The organism is Geobacter argillaceus (genome assembly GCF_007830735.1).
GTDB classification, from domain to species: Bacteria; Desulfobacterota; Desulfuromonadia; order Geobacterales; family DSM-12255; genus Geomobilibacter; species Geomobilibacter argillaceus.
Genome location: NZ_VLLN01000038.1, coordinates 1 through 14702, shown reverse-complemented (window position 1 = coordinate 14702; position 14702 = coordinate 1). Strand labels below are relative to the sequence as shown.

The following is a 14702-nucleotide window of genomic DNA, read 5'->3' as shown; positions in this document are numbered from 1 at the left end:
CATTTAAACGGCAATGATCGCAACGCATATCACGAAAGGAAGTTCAGGACAAAAGAAAAGCCCCCTGATCGGTGTTAACCAGGGGGCCTTGGTGGGGTCCGCCCGCCGCTTTGTCCCGGCGGGCTAACTAGGGCAACCCTCTTTACAGCGAGTTACCGGGCGAAGCATGAAAATTTGAGTCCACATTTATCGAGCTTCTCCTTTCCGGGAATTCCCCTTCAACGTAACTGCCTCGAGGTAAAATAAGTGTAATCACCCCCCAACCCCTTGTCAACGGGGGGTACCAAATTTTTCACACTAACCGCTTCAGGAGCCTCAGGATCATCCCTTCTCTCACAGCCAGAGCCGCGTCAGGACAGAGTTCGCGGCAGCAGAAGCAGCGGATGCAGCGGCGGTAGTCGATCAGCAGCCGGCCACCTTCGATCGTCATGGCACCCGGCGGGCAGGCATCCCGGCAAATGCCGCAAAGGCGGCATTTCTCCGGCATCGCTACCGGCCGGGTGGTCAGGTGATGGCGCAGACGCTCCCGCAGGAAGCGGGGCAGGCCGAACTGGACATCGGCCAGTGGCGGGAGAAGAAACGGCCGCACCCCGATCTCGTCCAGCGAGGCCCCGACCGTCTCTATTTCCGTCCGGTCAACGCCCGCAATCCCCAACCTCTCGGCCTGGCGTTCCACGAACAAGAGCTTTTTCGGGATGCCGGCGATCTCGGCGGCAATCACATCGACCGCCACGGCATTGGCCCCGGCCATGAGGAGCCCCACACGGCGCGGGTCGCCGCTGGCCGGACCGTTCCCCTCCATGGCGACCACGGCATCCACGATGGTCAAGTCCGGAGGACGGAGCAGGTAGATCTCCAGGAGCATCCGGGCGAACAGCTCCCGATCGGCACCGGCCTGCAGGTGCCAGGCCGGCTTTTCCGCCCCCACCACGGCGCCGAACAGGTTCTTCACGGCGCAGGTCATGGTCATCATCTCGTGGGTCTTGAGCTTGGGGAGGTTGATGACCCGGTCCGCGTCAAGGTAGGGCGCCGCCAGGGCGAAACGCCGGAAGGTGCCGCTTCCCGTTGTCTCCCTGATCTCTTCGAACGGCACCAGGGTGGCCCCGGTCTCCTCCACCACGGCCAGCATGCCGGAGCGCTCCGCCACCCGCCTGATGCCGCCGATGCCCGGCGAATCCCCCACCAGGGGTATGGCGCCGGCCGACCGGACCAGCTCGATGACGGCCCGCAGCACGGCCGGATGGGTCGTCACCGCTGCATCGGGCGGCTTGGCGGAGAGCATGTTCGGCTTGAGGAGCACCCGCTCACCCGGCCGGACAAACGCTGCCATCCCCCCCAGTGGCGTAAGTAGCCGCTCAATGGCCCTCCGCAGGTCCGGGTAGTCGTAGGTTGTCGCTTGTTCCAGTGAAACGGTATGCATGGAGGAACTATATTGCCCTCGGCCCGGGAAAGTCAAAAGGTTTGGCAATGGCAGAAAGAGTCTGGTACAACCGTCCCATGATCACACACGCGGAACAGCAACCGGTATCGTCCGCCAGGGTCCATTTTTTCCTCATCCTGACCACGGTCTTCTGGGGAGGGAGCTTTCTCTTCACCAAGCTGGGGCTTAGGGAACTGCCGCCGGTCCTTTTCGTCTTCAGCCGCTTCGCCCTGGCAACCATCATCATGCTCGTCGTATGTGCCGGTCGGCTTCAGGCACTCAACCGCGAGATCCTCCGTCGCGGCGCCATCGTCGGCCTTACGCTGGGGGTCACCAACCTGAGCTTCGTCTACGGCGTCAGCGGCACGAGCATCTCCCGGGCCGGCATCCTGAACAATCTGTTCGTCCTGTTCATCCCCCTTATCGGCAAGCTGATCTGGCAAGACCGGATCGGCCGGTTGAACCTGGCAGGGATCGCCCTGGCAGTGACGGGTATCTGGCTGCTGGCCACCGGCGGCGGCGCCGGGTTCAATCGGGGTGACCTGATCTCGACGGTCTGCGCCCTCTTCATTGCCGTGCAGATCATTGCGGTCTCCAAGGTGCTGCAAGACGAGGACGTCTACCTGGTGTCACTGGTGCAGTTCGCCGTCGTGGCCTTGATGGCCGGGCTGGCGGCACTGGCCACCCCGCTTCCTCCCCTCGGCGTCTCGTTGCCGACCATCGGCACCGTTGTCTATTGCGCCATCTTCCCGACCGTGGTCTGCTTCACCATGCAGAACGCCTTTCAGCGCTACACCACCCCGACCAGGGCGGGACTGATCTACACGCTCGATCCGGTCTGGAGCCTGCTGGCCGGCCTGTTGGTGCTGGGGGAGCGGCTGAGCGCCCGGGAATGGGTCGGCTGCGGGCTGATCTTTCTGGCGGCCGCGCTCCCGCTGACAGTCCGTTTCGTCATCGAGCGGCGTCTGCGTGAACGGTATATCGGGGAACCGGCTGCCTGACGGGCGGCCCGGGGAGCAGCCATGCAGCGGGAGATCGACCGTTTCTGCCAGTACCTGACCGTTGAGCGCAACGCCTCCCCCCACACGGTCGAGGCCTATTGCCGCGACCTGGAGCAGTTCGCCGCCTTTGTCCGCAATGAGCCCGGAGGCGCGGTATCGGTCGATGCGGTGGGTCACCTCCTGATCCGCCGCTATCTGGCCTTGCTCCACAAGGAACATAAAAAAAGCTCCATCGGCCGCAAGCTGGCTGCCATCCGCTCGTTCTTCCGCTACCTCCTGCGCCAGGGAGTCGTGGCCACCAACCCGGCGGAACTGGTCAGCAGTCCGAAGCGGGAGAAGAGGCTGCCCTACCACCTGAACATCGACGAAGTGACCACCCTGGTGGAGGCTCCGGCAGGCAGCAACCTGCTCCCGGCCCGGGACCGGGCAATCCTGGAAACCCTTTATTCGTGCGGCATCCGGGTATCGGAGCTGACCGGCCTGAATGTGGGGGGGGCGGATTTGGAAGGGATGACGGTCCGGGTGCTCGGGAAAGGCGGAAAAGAGCGGATCGTACCGCTGGGGAGCAAGGCTGCCGGCGCCCTGGATGAGTACCTGGCGGCCCGCAATAACCCATCGCCGGAGACGCCGCTCTTTCTCAATGCCCGGGGGGGAAGGCTCACACGGCGCAGCGTTGCCCGGATTATCGACCGCTACATCCTCCACTTGGCCACCATGAAAAAGGTGTCGCCCCATACACTGCGCCACACCTTTGCCACCCATCTCCTGGAAGGTGGGGCCGACCTGCGGGCCATCCAGGAACTCCTGGGGCATGCCTCCCTCTCCACCACCCAAAAATACACCCACGTGACCATCGACCGGCTGCTGGAAGTTTACGACAAGGCGCACCCGAAGGCGCACAAATAGCAAAAGCCCCGCGGTTTCCCACGGGGCTTTCCTGTTTCCGAATTTGATGGATAGGGGACAGATTTCAAATCTGTCCCCTAACCGGCTATTCGCAGAGGTCGACTTTGACGTCCCAGTTCTTGATCTTCATGGTGCCGTTGCGCTCCAGGTTGAGGTGCATCTTGAAGGCGCGGTCCCACAACTGCGGCTCGTGGGCCACCTTGCGGCGGAGGCAGTCGGCAGTGGCGATCTCCAGGTACTCGTTGAGGATCGGCTTGTAGTCCGGATGGGCGCACTTCTCGATGATCCGCCGGGCGCGGTCCTTCGGTGCCATACCGCGGACGTCGGCCAGGCCCTGCTCGGTAACGACGCAGTCCAGGTCGTGCTCGGTGTGGTCGATGTGGGAGCAGTGCGGCACCACACAGGAGATACCGTTCGGGTCGGTCTTGCTCGGCCGGCTCGACGGGGTGTGCATGATTTTCAGGAAGCCGTTCCGGAGGAAGTCGCCGGAGCCGCCGAGGCCGTTGATCATCCGGGTCCCGCCAACCAGGGTGGAGTTGGCGTGGGCGTAGATGTCGATCTCAACCGGGGTATTCATGGCAATGCACCCGAGACGACGGATCGGCTCCGGTGCGTTGGAGATGGAGAGCGGCCGCAGGGTGATCTTGTCGAAATACTTATTCCAGTTCTCGAAGAAACGGGGGAAACCCGGAGTCTCGGAGAGGGAGAGGGAGCAGGAGGAAGCGGCATCCAGCTTGCCCGAGTCGAACAGGTCGAGCATGGTATCCTGGAGCACCTCGGTGTACACGGTCAGGTTGGAGAACGGCCCTTTGGCCAGACCGCCGATAACGGCGTTGGCGATGGAGCCGACACCCGACTGGAGCGGCAGCAGGTTCTTTGGCAGACGGCCGGCCTTCACCTCATGGCTGAAGAAGTCGATGATGTGATTGGCAATCGCCTCGGAGGTGTCGTCCTGCTCGGCAAAGGCGCGCCCCTTGTCGCGACGCTTGGACTCGACCACGGCAATGATCTTGCTGGGATCGCACGGAACATAGGTGGTGCCAATGCGGCTCCCCGCCTTGGTGATGTTGAACACTTCGCGGTTAGGAGGGGTCTTGCAGGAAATGATGTCGTGGATACCCTCGAAGGAAGGCTCGCCGGTGTTCACTTCGACGATGATCCGGTCGCAGACCATCAGGATCTCGGGGATGACGCCGCAGGAGGTCGTGGGCACCAGACCGCCGTCCTCGGTGATGGCGGAGACTTCGATGATGGCCAGGTCAAGCTTGCCGGTTTCGGTATCCTTGGTGTAGAAACCGTAGCCCAGGTCCTGGGCAAACAGGGAGAGGTGCTTGTCGCCCATCCGTATCCGGCCTTCGTTGATGCCGGCCGCGATGTTCTTGCCGGTCTGGTACGGCCAGCGGCGGTCGATCATGTCGTTGATCGCCCAGCGGTCCTCGGTCTCGGCACCGACGGATGCGCCGATGAACAGGTTGAACTTCAGCTTGCCCTGGAGATTGTTCTTCTCAACATGCTCGGCCAGCGCGATGGGCACCTCTTTGGGGTAGCCGGCAGGAGTAAACCCGGACCAGCCAAGATTCATGCCGTTCTTGAAAAACTGAATCGTCTCCTCGGCCTTCATGACCTTGCTCAAGAGTGATTTACAGCGGACGCGGTCTTGCAGGGTACCGTACTCGGACATTTTCTACCTCCTGTTTTGTTTTGGTGTTTACACCGTGGTCTAGCAGCCAGCGGATAACGGTGAATTATGACGAAAATAGGATGAGAGGTTGCTGAAAATCGCCACAGCTTTATCCTGAGAAAAGTAGAACCGGATTTTAATGACCGCCCCATCTTTAGTCAAGATAAAAAAATTCTTTGTATACAATTTAATGCTCCGCTATGCCGTAACCAACGCGGCATTGCCGGTTTACCCGCTGATATTTTTTCAGCAATTGACTGCTGGCGGAAACTGATAAATCTCCTTGTATACAGCAGCGCTTCTGTGATAAATAGTTCATGATTTACCAAGGAGGAATTAAGGCGATGACTGACCAGGCGCAGGTCTGCTACACCTTTGAGGCGGCAGTGGAAATGGCCGTAACCATGGAAAACGAGGGGTTCCGTCACTATCTGGAGGCCCTGAAAAAGGTCAAGGACCGGGCAGCGCGCGAGATCCTGCGTGAGGCGGCACTGGACGAACTGGACCATAAGCATCAGTTGGAAAAGGCGTTGGTGGAAGGGCAGATGGGGGCTGGCGAAGGATTGGCCCAGCCGGTGCCGACCATGAACCTGGGGTATACCCTGGCCAAGAAGGAGTTGAGCCCGGCCTCGGATGCGCGTGAAGCACTTGCCTACGCCATCCACCTGGAAAAGGGCTCCATCGATTTTTATCAGCGGATGTCCGAAGGATGCGCCGGTGCCCCTATGGCAGGCCTGTTCCAGAGGCTGCTGGCCGATGAGAGCAAGCACCTGCAGTCACTGGAAGACCTGTACGAACAGCATTTCCTGACCGAGAACTGACCGGTACCTACAGACGACATAAAAAAGCGCGGGTCAGCAGATCCCGCGCTTTTTTGTTTCAACGGTTGCCAGCCTGCGATCAGCCAATGGCTACCAGCTTGAGATCAAAGGTGAGGTCTTTCCCTGCCAGGGGATGATTGGCATCCAGGGTGATGTTGTCCTCGGCAACATCGATAACCAGCACCGGGAATGAACTGCCGTCCTCTTGGGTCACTTCCAGCTGCTGACCCACTTCCGGGTTCATGCCCGGGGGGAGATCACTGCGGGGGACTTGGGCGACCAGTTCATCCTGCCGGTCACCATAGGCATCGGCCACCGGGATATTGACGGTTTTGGTCTCACCGATGCTCATCCCTTCAACGGCCCGCTCAAAACCGGGGATCACCTGCCCCTCGCCAAGCTTAAACTCCAAGGGACCGGTTTCACACCCGCAATTGTCGTCGGAACACTCGGAGGAATCAAAGACCGTCCCGTCTTCCAACCTCCCGGTATAATGAACCTTCACCGTATCGCCTGATTTTGCCTGCGCCATTCGCCTGTCGCCTTTCATATGGATTTATTTTCGGGCAGACACTAGCAGATTGCAGGAAAAGTTACTACCGTTTATTATGCCGTTAGCATTGGAGAAATCGATGGTTACACGTGACCGACAGATGCTGTTTCAGGGGCTGGTGGTAAACCTGGAACAGTTCGATGTGCAGGTGGGGAGCAAGGGGTGGCATACGTTTCAGGTGGTCCGCCACCCCGGAGGGGTCGGTGTGCTGCCGCTCCACGCGGACGGCAGTGTCACCCTGATCCGGCAGCTCCGGCCGGCAGTGGATGCCACACTTCTGGAGATCCCGGCGGGCCGGCTTGACAAGGGGGAGGAACCGGCAGACTGTGGCCGGCGTGAGCTTCTGGAGGAGACCGGCCTTTCTGCTGAGACATTGATCCCGCTGGGCATGCTCCACACCTCACCAGGGGTGTTCGACGAAGCGATCCACCTCTTTCTCGCCACCGATCTGCACCAGGGGATCGCGCAGCCGGAAGCGTACGAGGAGATCGAGACGGTACGCCTGCCCCTGGCCGATGCTCTTGTCATGGCCCGCGACGGCAGGATCAGCGACGGCAAGACCATAGCGGCTCTGTTCCGGGGAGCGGGGAGGGAATCATGATCCTTACTGGCAGAACCCCTGCGGAGCATGCCGGCCTGCGCCTAGACGACGGCTGCCGCGCGTTATTTCCCCAGTTGAGCAAGGGTGAAATCCGCCGGATTATCGACCTGGGCGGCTGCGCGGTCAATACGGTCATGGTGCGGGTCACCTCCCGTCCGCTGCAGGCCGGGGACGAGGTAACCATCGGCGTAATGGAGAAGGAACGGTTCGTGGACGTCCGCTACGCTTCCGAAGACCTGCTCTTTGAGGACCAGGAGTATCTGGCCGTGAACAAGGCCGCCGGGATCAACAGCCAGCGCACTCCTTACCAGTTGAAAGGGACCGTGGAGTACGCGGTCGGCCTCTACCTGCGCGAGCAGGGAAGCAAGGAGCCGGCGCGGGTCATCCACCGCCTGGACCGGGGCACCTCGGGGGTGATGTTCTTCCCCAAGAACAAGCCGGCTGCCACCTATATTGCCGGGCTCTTCAAGGAGGGAAAGGTCGGAAAGGTCTACTGGGCGCTGGTGTCCGGCATCGTCGATGAGGAGAGCTGGGAGGTGGACGCCCCCATTGCCAAGCTGAACAAGTTCCGCTACGGGGTCGCCCTGCCCGGCAAGCCGGCATTGACCCGTTTCCGGGTCCTGGCCAGGTCGGGAAGCGCCACCCTGATCGAGGCGCAGCCGCTAACCGGCCGCACCCACCAGATCAGGGTCCACCTGACCCATAAGGGGCTGCCGATCATCGGCGACCCCCCCTATGGCGGCGCGCCGGCCAGCCGGATGATGCTCCACTGCCGGACCATGGCCTTCACTGCCCGGGGGGGACGGAGCATCTCCGCCACTGCCCCGCCGGACTCGGCATTTCTCGCCATCTGCGCCAAGGAGGGGATTGCGGTACCGCTGTAGCGATGCGCGTCAGGCAAGCGGCCACTTGCTGGAATGGGGGTCGAGCGGCTCGCCGCCCGTCTTCCCCTCATGCCGGCGCAGGATGGCACGGCACGGGGCTCCGTCACCGTCGGCAATCTTCAGGGGAAGACAGATCAGTTCGTAGTCTCCGGGCGCAATCCCGCTCAGGTTAAGCCCTTCCAGAATCAACACCCCGCCGCCCAGAAGGCGGCGATGGACCGTCCCATCCCCGTCAAAAAACTCCACCGACAGGCTGTCGATACCGACCAGCTTCACCCCGCAGTTGACCAGATACTCGGCCCCGTCCGGCGTCAGATGGGCCATGTCCCCCTGGAACCCCGGCTTGCCCCAGAGCAGGGAATTGCCGGTCTTCAACAGAACCCGCTCGTGCCCCCGTACCGGGAGCCGGGAAAGGGTGCTTGCATCGATATCCCGTGACTGAAATGCCTCCACTACCCTGACCGGGCCGATCAGCAGCGAAAGTGGCACCTGGTCGACCGTCTCACCCCCATCGTCACAATGGCGGACAGCGTCAAGATGCGTGCCGCTGTGGGTGGTCATGGTAAGACTGGTGACGTTATACCGGTCACCCCTGGCAATGGCGGAGAGGGGGGTCAGGGACACCGGCGGGTCACCCGGATAGACCGGCAGATCGGGCGAAATCGACAGGGAAATATCGTACAGTTTCATGGCTGCCTCCGGGAACCGGTTCGTTGCCTTGAAGTATACCCGAGCAACCGGCAGTTGACGAATCAACGGCCCCCTTTCCCTTGACGAACCGAGCGGATTTCCAGTAGGCTGATCGTTGCGCCGGCCGCCTTTTCTCGGGCGCGGGAGAGATAATGGAACTGACGGAAGACAAGCGTTATATCAGGATAAAACATGCAGTGGGCAAGGCGATCGGCGACTACGGGCTGATCGTGGAGGGGGACCGGATCGCGGTGGGGGTTTCCGGCGGCAAGGATTCGTATACGCTCCTCCATATCCTTGAGGAGTTACGGCGGCGGGCGCCGGTCAAGTACGAACTGGTGGCCATCACTATCGACTCGGGCTATCCGGGGTTTCGCACCGACATCATCGAGGATCACCTTCGGGAGCGCGGTTTTGCCTACCACATGGAAACGACCGACCATTACGACATCATACAGTCAAAACGCCGGCCCGGATCGTCCTACTGCTCCATCTGCGCCCGCTTGAAGCGGGGGTCACTGTACACCCTGGCCGAGCGGCTCGGCTGCAACAAGCTGGCGCTTGGGCACCACCTGGACGACTTTGTGGAGACCCTGCTCCTCAACCAGTTCTTCGTCGGATCGCTCAAGGCGATGGCCCCCGGCATGCTGGCCGACAACGGCAAGATCACGGTGATCAGGCCGCTGGTCTACGTGGAGGAACAGGATATCATCCCGTTTTCCCGGCAAAACCGCTTCCCGGTCGTCTGCTGCTGTTGCCCGGTCTGCGGCTCGGCCGACCAGCAGCGGAAAAAGATGAAGGAGCTCCTGACCAACCTGCAGAAGAGCTACCCCCACGTCAAGCGGAGCCTTTTGCGATCACTGGCCAACGTACACCCCCGCCATCTCCTGGATACGCGGCTCGAGAAGCGACCGGAGGCGCGGCCCTGACCGCGGACGGCCGCGGGTCGGCAGCCCGCTCCCGGCGGCGGAGCAGCCTCCAGTCGCGCAGTTCATCCACCAGGGCCAGCCAAGAGCAGTATGCAACGATAGCGGCAGCAACAATAACGAACGGTTCCATGACAACCTCCTGAGCGTTCATGGAATCAGCATACACCACCCATGCGACATAATATGTCACAAAGGCCCACCATGCCCAACCGTTTCATGCAGCCGCTCCGGATCGCCATCCAGTGGTCGTTTCTCGTCTTTTGCCTCTACCTCGGCTACCGTTTGTTCCGTTTCGTCCTCTTCTTCCAGTCGGGCGGCACGATCGACTCCACCTCCCGTCCGCCGGGGATCGAGGCGTTCCTCCCCATCTCCGGGCTCCTGGGAATAAAGGACTGGGCCGTCAGCGGCACCATCAACCCGGTCCACCCGGCCGCCGTGGTGACCCTGCTGGCGGCGATCGTTGTCTCCCTGCTGCTCAAACGTGCGTTCTGCTCCTGGATCTGCCCGATCGGCACCCTGTCCGAACTCCTCTGGAAGGGGGGCTTTTCGCTCCTGCGGCGCAACCTGCGTCCGCCGCGCTGGCTGGACATCCCGCTCAGGGGGGTGAAGTACCTGCTCCTCGCCTTCTTCCTCTACTCCATCCTGGTCGCCATGCCGGCCGGCCAGGTGCAGGCGTTCATCCTTTCCGACTACCACAAGGTGGCGGACGTGCGGCTGCTGGAATTCTTCCGCCACCCCTCCATGACAGCTACGGCCATCATCGGCCTCCTGTTCATCCTCTCCGTGCCGGTCAAAAACGCCTTCTGTCGCTTCCTCTGCCCCTACGGAGCCTTGCTGGGCCTCGTGTCGCGCCTGTCGCCGGTCAAGGTGACCAGGGACCGGGAGGCCTGTGTCGGCTGCGGCGTCTGCAATCAGGTCTGCCCCTCCTACCTGCCGGTCATGAGCAGCGACCGGGTCTCATCGGCAGAGTGCATCGGCTGCTGGCGCTGCATAAGCCTCTGCCGGGCCGACAAGGCGCTGGGGATGAAACTGACGAGAAGCAAGGTCATCGTGTCGGGGCTCTTGTTCGCCATCCTGGTGGTGGGGATCTTCTGGGGGGGCTCAATGGTGGGAAGAGTGACCGGGAACTGGCAGACCGGGATCACCCCGGCCGAGTACGGCCGGCTCTTGGGGAAATAAAAAAGAGGCGTTGCCACGAAGACAGCGCCTCTTTTCAGTTACCGAAGGAAGAGACCTACTCCCCCTCCTCCTCGCCGATGGCGATGTCCCGGTAGACCCGGTCCTCCTCGAAACGTTTCTTCTGCGCCTGGACCTTTTCCATGTCCGACTTGCACCGGACGCAGAGGCGGGCAAACGGCATCACCTTCAAGCGTGTCAGCGGGATCTCCTCTTCACACTCCTCGCAGATGCCGTACTCACCTTCTTCGATCCTGAGCAGGGCCTCTTCGATGCTGCGCACCTTTTCCCGCTCCCGGTCCCCCAGGAGGAGCGACAACTCCCGGTCACGCTCGTTGGAGGCCTGGTCGTAGATGTCGCCGCTCGGCTCGTCGGTGGTGGCACCGGAACCGTTCTTTACTGACTTGCTTATCTCCTGGAGGGTTTCCTCCTTCATCTTGAGCAGGAGGCTTCTCATCTCCTCAAGCTTTTCAACCATGTAGCATCTCCAATCTGGATAAAATCGACCCCCCTCGGGGCGCAGCAATAATACTGAATAACAACCCGTTGTCAAGGGAAAAGGGGGTGCCGAAACTACCCCGAAACGATCTCGCCGATAAGGTCATAGTCGGACGAATCGGTGATCCTTAGGCGAACGATATCCCCCACATTGGCCAGGCCGGCGGTGATGTAGACCAGGCCGTCGATGTCCGGGGCCTGGCGGGAGGAGCGCCCCTTCAGCAGGAGTTCTGTTTCCTCGCTATACCCTTCCACGAGCACCTGCTCGACGGTATCGATCAGCCGCCGGTTCCGCTTGAAGGATACCCTTGCCTGGCTCTTCATCAGCTTCTTGTACCGCTCCCGCTTGACCCGCTCCGAGATCTGCTCGGGCAGCTCTGCCGCCGGAGTCCCTTCTTCCCGCGAATAGCAGAACACCCCCAGACGGTCGAACTGCACCTCCTCCACGAAGTGGCTCAGTTTCTTGAAATCCTCCTCGGTCTCGCCGGGAAAGCCGACGATGAGCGAAGTGCGGATGGCCAGGTCGGGGATCTCGCTACGGAGCCTGGCGATCAGCGCGCGGACCTGCTCCTCGGAACTGCGCCGGTTCATCCCGCTAAGGATCGGGTCGCTGATGTGCTGAAGCGGGATATCCAGGTACTTGCAAACCTTGGGCTCGTTTTTGAGCACCTCGATCAGGCTGTCGTCGATCCCGTCAGGATAGGCATAGAGGAGCCTGATCCACTTAAGCCCCTCCATCTTCGCCAGTTCCCGCACCAGGCCGGCCAGGTTGACTCCGCCGGGAAGGTCCCGGCCGTAGCCGGTGATATCCTGGGCGATCAGGTTCAACTCCTTCACCCCCCTGGCCACCAGGGCCTCGGCTTCCTTGATCAACTGGTCAACGGGACGGGAGCGAAACGGTCCGCGCAGGCTCGGGATGACGCAGTAGGAGCAGCAGTTGGAGCACCCCTCGGCGATCTTCAGATACGAATAGTAATAGGGAGACGACTGCAGCCGCGGCATCTCCGGATCGAACAGGTAGTTGGGGTCGCCGGTGTAGCGGACCTGACCCTCGATCCCCCGTTTCTCGGCGATGATCTCGGCGATCCGCGGATAGTCGCCGGTACCGACGAAGATGTCCACCTCGGGCAGCTCCTTGGCCAACTCCTCCTGGTACCGCTGGGGAAGGCAACCGGTCACCACCAGCAGCTTGCAGCGGCCGTCCTGCTTCCGGTCGGCCAGGTCGAGGATGGTGTCGACGCTCTCCTGCTTGGCCTCCTTGATGAACGAACAGGTATTGACAATGATGATGTCCGCCTCGTGCTCGTCGGTGGTCACCTCATACCCCTGCTGGGCCAGGTAGCCGAGCATAACTTCCGCATCCACCAGATTCTTCGGGCAGCCCAGGCTGACCAGGCTGACTTTTTCCTTTACCGCTGTTGCCACATGCACCTCACTCGCCCCAAAGGGGTGGGATTTCTCGAATCGTTCTTATACGTCATCACGGGGAAGGAAATCAACATCTGTCGCTCGTTGCACATTGGCAAAGGCTTGAGCGACCTCGTCACGGAGGGCGTTCTCCTGATCAAGATACCGGGGCGAAAAGTGAAACGGGATCACCCGGCCGGCACCGGCCCGCCGGGCCAGCTCACCCGCCTGGCGGGCGGTGAGGTGGGAGCGGTCCAGCGCCCGCTCCGCATCCTGATCCATGAAGGTCGCCTCGATAAAGAGATAGTCGACGCCGTGGGCGAGTTCGACAATGCGGCCGGCGTTTCCCCCCGTAAAACCGACATCGGTCACATAGGCGATCTTTTGCCCCGCCACCACCCGCAACGCCTCGTGACGCAGCTCGCCGAGGGGAATGAACCGTTCCCGGACGCTATCCCCGTCCCGCCACCAGACCCGGATCAGGAGGTCGTCGGGCTCGTCCCTGAGCACGGCCTTCTTCAGCTCCTGCAGCCAGGGGCCTGTCGGCAGCCCCATCGCCTCCAGCCGGCTTTTGTGAACGTTCACGTGTGCCTTTTCCTCCAAGGAAAAGGCCAGGCACGGCACCTTGTGGTCCAGGAACGTGGCCCGGACACTGAGCTCCTCCTCGTCCAGCAGCAGGCCGTCGACCACCCGGAATCTCGCCTCCCCTTCCCGCCGGAACTGGTGCCGGCAGTGGAACTCGGCGCGGCGTGCTCCACCGGTCGGCAACAGCTCGGTGGCAACGACGGTAAAGTCGGTCTCGTAGCTGTAGACCAGGTTCCAGGTGTAGGAAGCGAGGCGGTGTTCCACCTGGCTCGTAAATCCGGGCGGTCCAAAAAGGGAAAGCACCTTGTCCCGCCCCAGGGAGAGACGGAGCAGATGGTCGAAGCCGATGAAGTGGTCGATGTGGCAGTGACTGACGAAGACGTGGCTGACCCGGAGCAGCTTGCGGGTCGGGACCCGGGCAATGGTGCCGATATCGAACATGATGGCACGGCGCTGAAAGAGGAAGTCGATATAAAGGCCGGGGTCGCCGAAGGGGTCGTTGATCAGGGAGGCATGAAACTGGGGGGTCATTGGGGAAGCCCCGCTCACTCGTCCAGATCCGGCGGGAGGTATGAACCGGGGTCAGGCCCACCCTTGCCGGTCTCGAAATCCGCAATCAGCTGATCCAGCCGTTCTTCGACCGCCGCCTTCAGCTCCGCCGTCAGTTGCTCGCGGCGCTCCTGGCGCTGTTTGGCCGGTAGCTGGCGCACCTCGTAATGGACGTGGGGACCGGTGGAGCGACCGGTACTCCCCGCGCGGGCGATGATCGTCTTCGTATCGACCCGCTGGCCCGGCTTCACCAGAATCTCTGAGTTATGGCCGTAGAGGGTCAGGACCCCCTGGCCGTGCTCAACCACCACCAGGTTGCCGTACCCCTTGTACGGGCCGGCAAAGTAGACCGTCCCGTCCTGGGTGGGGTAGACCGGGGTGCCGGTCGGCACGGCGATGTCCCAGCCGCTATGCTGGACCATCCGGCCGCTGCCGAACGGGTCGAGCCGCAAGCCAGGCCCGGAGGTCAGGACCCCGCCGTCCACTGGCGAGGTGCGGGCCGCCAGGGCGGTAGCCGCGGTGAGCAGTAGGCTGAAGGTGCAAATAATGTGCAATACTTTCATGGAACGGGCCGTAGTTTCTCAGGGGATAACGTTGCCGGGCAGTACTTGTTATCGGTTGCTGCGACGTTTTTCTGTAAGAATCGGACTTGGTTGGGATTACCTGACTCCGTGACGGCAAATTCAGCAATTTGAAATTTGCCAGCTGTAACCATTTGAAGTTCTTTGATAATTAAGCTATTTTGCTATGCAACAAAAACTCACCCGGCAGGTGAATTCATGAAGCGTTTTGTGATCGAACAGTCCGACGAAGAATTCTACACTTCCCACTCCGGCATCGCCCTTGTCGGGCTGGCCCTGAACCGTTTCACGTCCCTCTCTTCAGCCCTGGCAGTCATGGATGCCCCAGGCGATCTGATCGCCGGCATCGACATCATCAGGAGCTACTGTGCCCTTCTCGCTCAAGGGAAAAGTGATTTCGTCGCCGTTGAGCAGTGCCGA

Annotated in this window: 15 protein-coding genes and 1 pseudogene; 8 read left to right on the top strand and 8 right to left on the bottom strand. The window is 61.5% G+C overall.

The annotated features are described in order from the left end of the window. Positions 1-292: 292 nt before the first annotated feature. On the bottom strand, positions 293-1420 hold the full coding sequence (locus JN12_RS18970) for a DUF362 domain-containing protein (RefSeq protein ID WP_145025721.1): 1128 nt from the start codon (positions 1418-1420) through the stop codon (positions 293-295). Positions 1421-1467: 47 nt separating this feature from the next. Here JN12_RS18970 and JN12_RS18965 point away from each other — a divergent pair, with 47 nt between their 5' ends. Together JN12_RS18965 and xerC are read left to right on the top strand one after the other, a co-directional pair. Beyond that, positions 1468-2421, top strand: coding sequence for a DMT family transporter (locus JN12_RS18965; RefSeq protein WP_246125924.1), 954 nt, complete (start codon positions 1468-1470; stop codon positions 2419-2421). A gap of 21 nt (positions 2422-2442) precedes the next feature. Then, entirely contained in the window at positions 2443-3327 is an 885-nt protein-coding gene (xerC, locus tag JN12_RS18960; RefSeq protein ID WP_145025719.1) for a tyrosine recombinase XerC, read from the top strand. 85 nt (positions 3328-3412) lie between these two features. Here xerC and JN12_RS18955 read toward each other — a convergent pair whose 3' ends face one another. Then, on the bottom strand, positions 3413-5008 hold the full coding sequence (locus tag JN12_RS18955) for an acetyl-CoA hydrolase/transferase C-terminal domain-containing protein (protein WP_145025717.1): 1596 nt from the start codon (positions 5006-5008) through the stop codon (positions 3413-3415). A 344-nt stretch (positions 5009-5352) separates the two neighbouring features. On the opposite strand from JN12_RS18955, the gene JN12_RS18950 reads away from it, so the two are divergent. Then, entirely contained in the window at positions 5353-5829 is a 477-nt protein-coding gene (locus JN12_RS18950) for a ferritin family protein (protein WP_145025715.1), read from the top strand. A 79-nt stretch (positions 5830-5908) separates the two neighbouring features. Here JN12_RS18950 and JN12_RS18945 read toward each other — a convergent pair whose 3' ends face one another. Next, positions 5909-6361, bottom strand: coding sequence for an FKBP-type peptidyl-prolyl cis-trans isomerase (locus tag JN12_RS18945; RefSeq protein WP_145025713.1), 453 nt, complete (start codon positions 6359-6361; stop codon positions 5909-5911). A 100-nt stretch (positions 6362-6461) separates the two neighbouring features. Here JN12_RS18945 and JN12_RS18940 point away from each other — a divergent pair, with 100 nt between their 5' ends. Further along, positions 6462-6983 (top strand): NUDIX hydrolase, encoded by a 522-nt coding sequence (locus tag JN12_RS18940; protein WP_145025711.1) that lies wholly within the window; start codon positions 6462-6464, stop codon positions 6981-6983. Continuing rightward, positions 6980-7867: an RluA family pseudouridine synthase gene (locus JN12_RS18935; RefSeq protein ID WP_145025709.1), complete on the top strand. Its 888-nt coding sequence runs from the start codon at positions 6980-6982 to the stop codon at positions 7865-7867. The genes JN12_RS18940 and JN12_RS18935 overlap by 4 nt, the downstream gene beginning before the upstream one ends. 9 nt (positions 7868-7876) lie before the next feature. Here the strand turns inward: JN12_RS18935 and JN12_RS18930 are convergent, their stop codons facing one another. Further along, positions 7877-8557, bottom strand: coding sequence for a cyclase family protein (locus JN12_RS18930; protein WP_145025707.1), 681 nt, complete (start codon positions 8555-8557; stop codon positions 7877-7879). Between the two features lie 152 nt (positions 8558-8709). Between JN12_RS18930 and ttcA the strand changes: the two genes are divergently transcribed. Together ttcA and JN12_RS18920 are read left to right on the top strand one after the other, a co-directional pair. Continuing rightward, complete coding sequence (gene ttcA / locus JN12_RS18925) at positions 8710-9486, top strand: tRNA 2-thiocytidine(32) synthetase TtcA (RefSeq protein WP_145025705.1); 777 nt, start codon at positions 8710-8712, stop codon at positions 9484-9486. A gap of 201 nt (positions 9487-9687) precedes the next feature. After that, positions 9688-10665: a 4Fe-4S binding protein gene (locus JN12_RS18920; RefSeq protein ID WP_145025703.1), complete on the top strand. Its 978-nt coding sequence runs from the start codon at positions 9688-9690 to the stop codon at positions 10663-10665. 55 nt (positions 10666-10720) lie between these two features. Here the strand turns inward: JN12_RS18920 and JN12_RS18915 are convergent, their stop codons facing one another. The 4 genes from JN12_RS18915 to JN12_RS18900 all read right to left on the bottom strand — a co-directional run bounded on the left by JN12_RS18915 (position 10721) and on the right by JN12_RS18900 (position 14264). Then, positions 10721-11140 (bottom strand): TraR/DksA family transcriptional regulator, encoded by a 420-nt coding sequence (locus JN12_RS18915; RefSeq protein WP_145025701.1) that lies wholly within the window; start codon positions 11138-11140, stop codon positions 10721-10723. Positions 11141-11235: 95 nt separating this feature from the next. Then, complete coding sequence (rimO, locus tag JN12_RS18910) at positions 11236-12585, bottom strand: 30S ribosomal protein S12 methylthiotransferase RimO (RefSeq protein WP_145025699.1); 1350 nt, start codon at positions 12583-12585, stop codon at positions 11236-11238. 45 nt (positions 12586-12630) lie between these two features. Next, positions 12631-13683 carry a ribonuclease Z gene (locus JN12_RS18905; RefSeq protein WP_145025697.1) on the bottom strand — a complete coding sequence of 351 codons (1053 nt, stop codon included), beginning with the start codon at positions 13681-13683 and terminating at the stop codon, positions 12631-12633. A gap of 14 nt (positions 13684-13697) precedes the next feature. Beyond that, positions 13698-14264 carry a M23 family metallopeptidase gene (locus JN12_RS18900; protein ID WP_145025695.1) on the bottom strand — a complete coding sequence of 189 codons (567 nt, stop codon included), beginning with the start codon at positions 14262-14264 and terminating at the stop codon, positions 13698-13700. A gap of 216 nt (positions 14265-14480) precedes the next feature. Here JN12_RS18900 and JN12_RS18895 point away from each other — a divergent pair. Then, positions 14481-14702, top strand: a pseudogene (locus JN12_RS18895) (IS1380 family transposase); the annotation flags it as partial.

Bases quoted from the DNA above. Each gene is read 5' to 3' on its own strand.
- JN12_RS18970 (WP_145025721.1), bottom strand. From the start codon at position 1,420: ATGCATACCGTTTCACTGGAACAAGCGACAACCTACGACTACCCGGAC.
- JN12_RS18965 (WP_246125924.1), top strand. From the start codon at position 1,468: ATGGCAGAAAGAGTCTGGTACAACCGTCCCATGATCACACACGCGGAA.
- xerC (WP_145025719.1), top strand. From the start codon at position 2,443: ATGCAGCGGGAGATCGACCGTTTCTGCCAGTACCTGACCGTTGAGCGC.
- JN12_RS18955 (WP_145025717.1), bottom strand. From the start codon at position 5,008: ATGTCCGAGTACGGTACCCTGCAAGACCGCGTCCGCTGTAAATCACTC.
- JN12_RS18950 (WP_145025715.1), top strand. From the start codon at position 5,353: ATGACTGACCAGGCGCAGGTCTGCTACACCTTTGAGGCGGCAGTGGAA.
- JN12_RS18945 (WP_145025713.1), bottom strand. From the start codon at position 6,361: ATGGCGCAGGCAAAATCAGGCGATACGGTGAAGGTTCATTATACCGGG.
- JN12_RS18940 (WP_145025711.1), top strand. From the start codon at position 6,462: ATGGTTACACGTGACCGACAGATGCTGTTTCAGGGGCTGGTGGTAAAC.
- JN12_RS18935 (WP_145025709.1), top strand. From the start codon at position 6,980: ATGATCCTTACTGGCAGAACCCCTGCGGAGCATGCCGGCCTGCGCCTA.
- JN12_RS18930 (WP_145025707.1), bottom strand. From the start codon at position 8,557: ATGAAACTGTACGATATTTCCCTGTCGATTTCGCCCGATCTGCCGGTC.
- ttcA (WP_145025705.1), top strand. From the start codon at position 8,710: ATGGAACTGACGGAAGACAAGCGTTATATCAGGATAAAACATGCAGTG.
- JN12_RS18920 (WP_145025703.1), top strand. From the start codon at position 9,688: ATGCCCAACCGTTTCATGCAGCCGCTCCGGATCGCCATCCAGTGGTCG.
- JN12_RS18915 (WP_145025701.1), bottom strand. From the start codon at position 11,140: ATGGTTGAAAAGCTTGAGGAGATGAGAAGCCTCCTGCTCAAGATGAAG.
- JN12_RS18905 (WP_145025697.1), bottom strand. From the start codon at position 13,683: ATGACCCCCCAGTTTCATGCCTCCCTGATCAACGACCCCTTCGGCGAC.
- JN12_RS18900 (WP_145025695.1), bottom strand. From the start codon at position 14,264: ATGAAAGTATTGCACATTATTTGCACCTTCAGCCTACTGCTCACCGCG.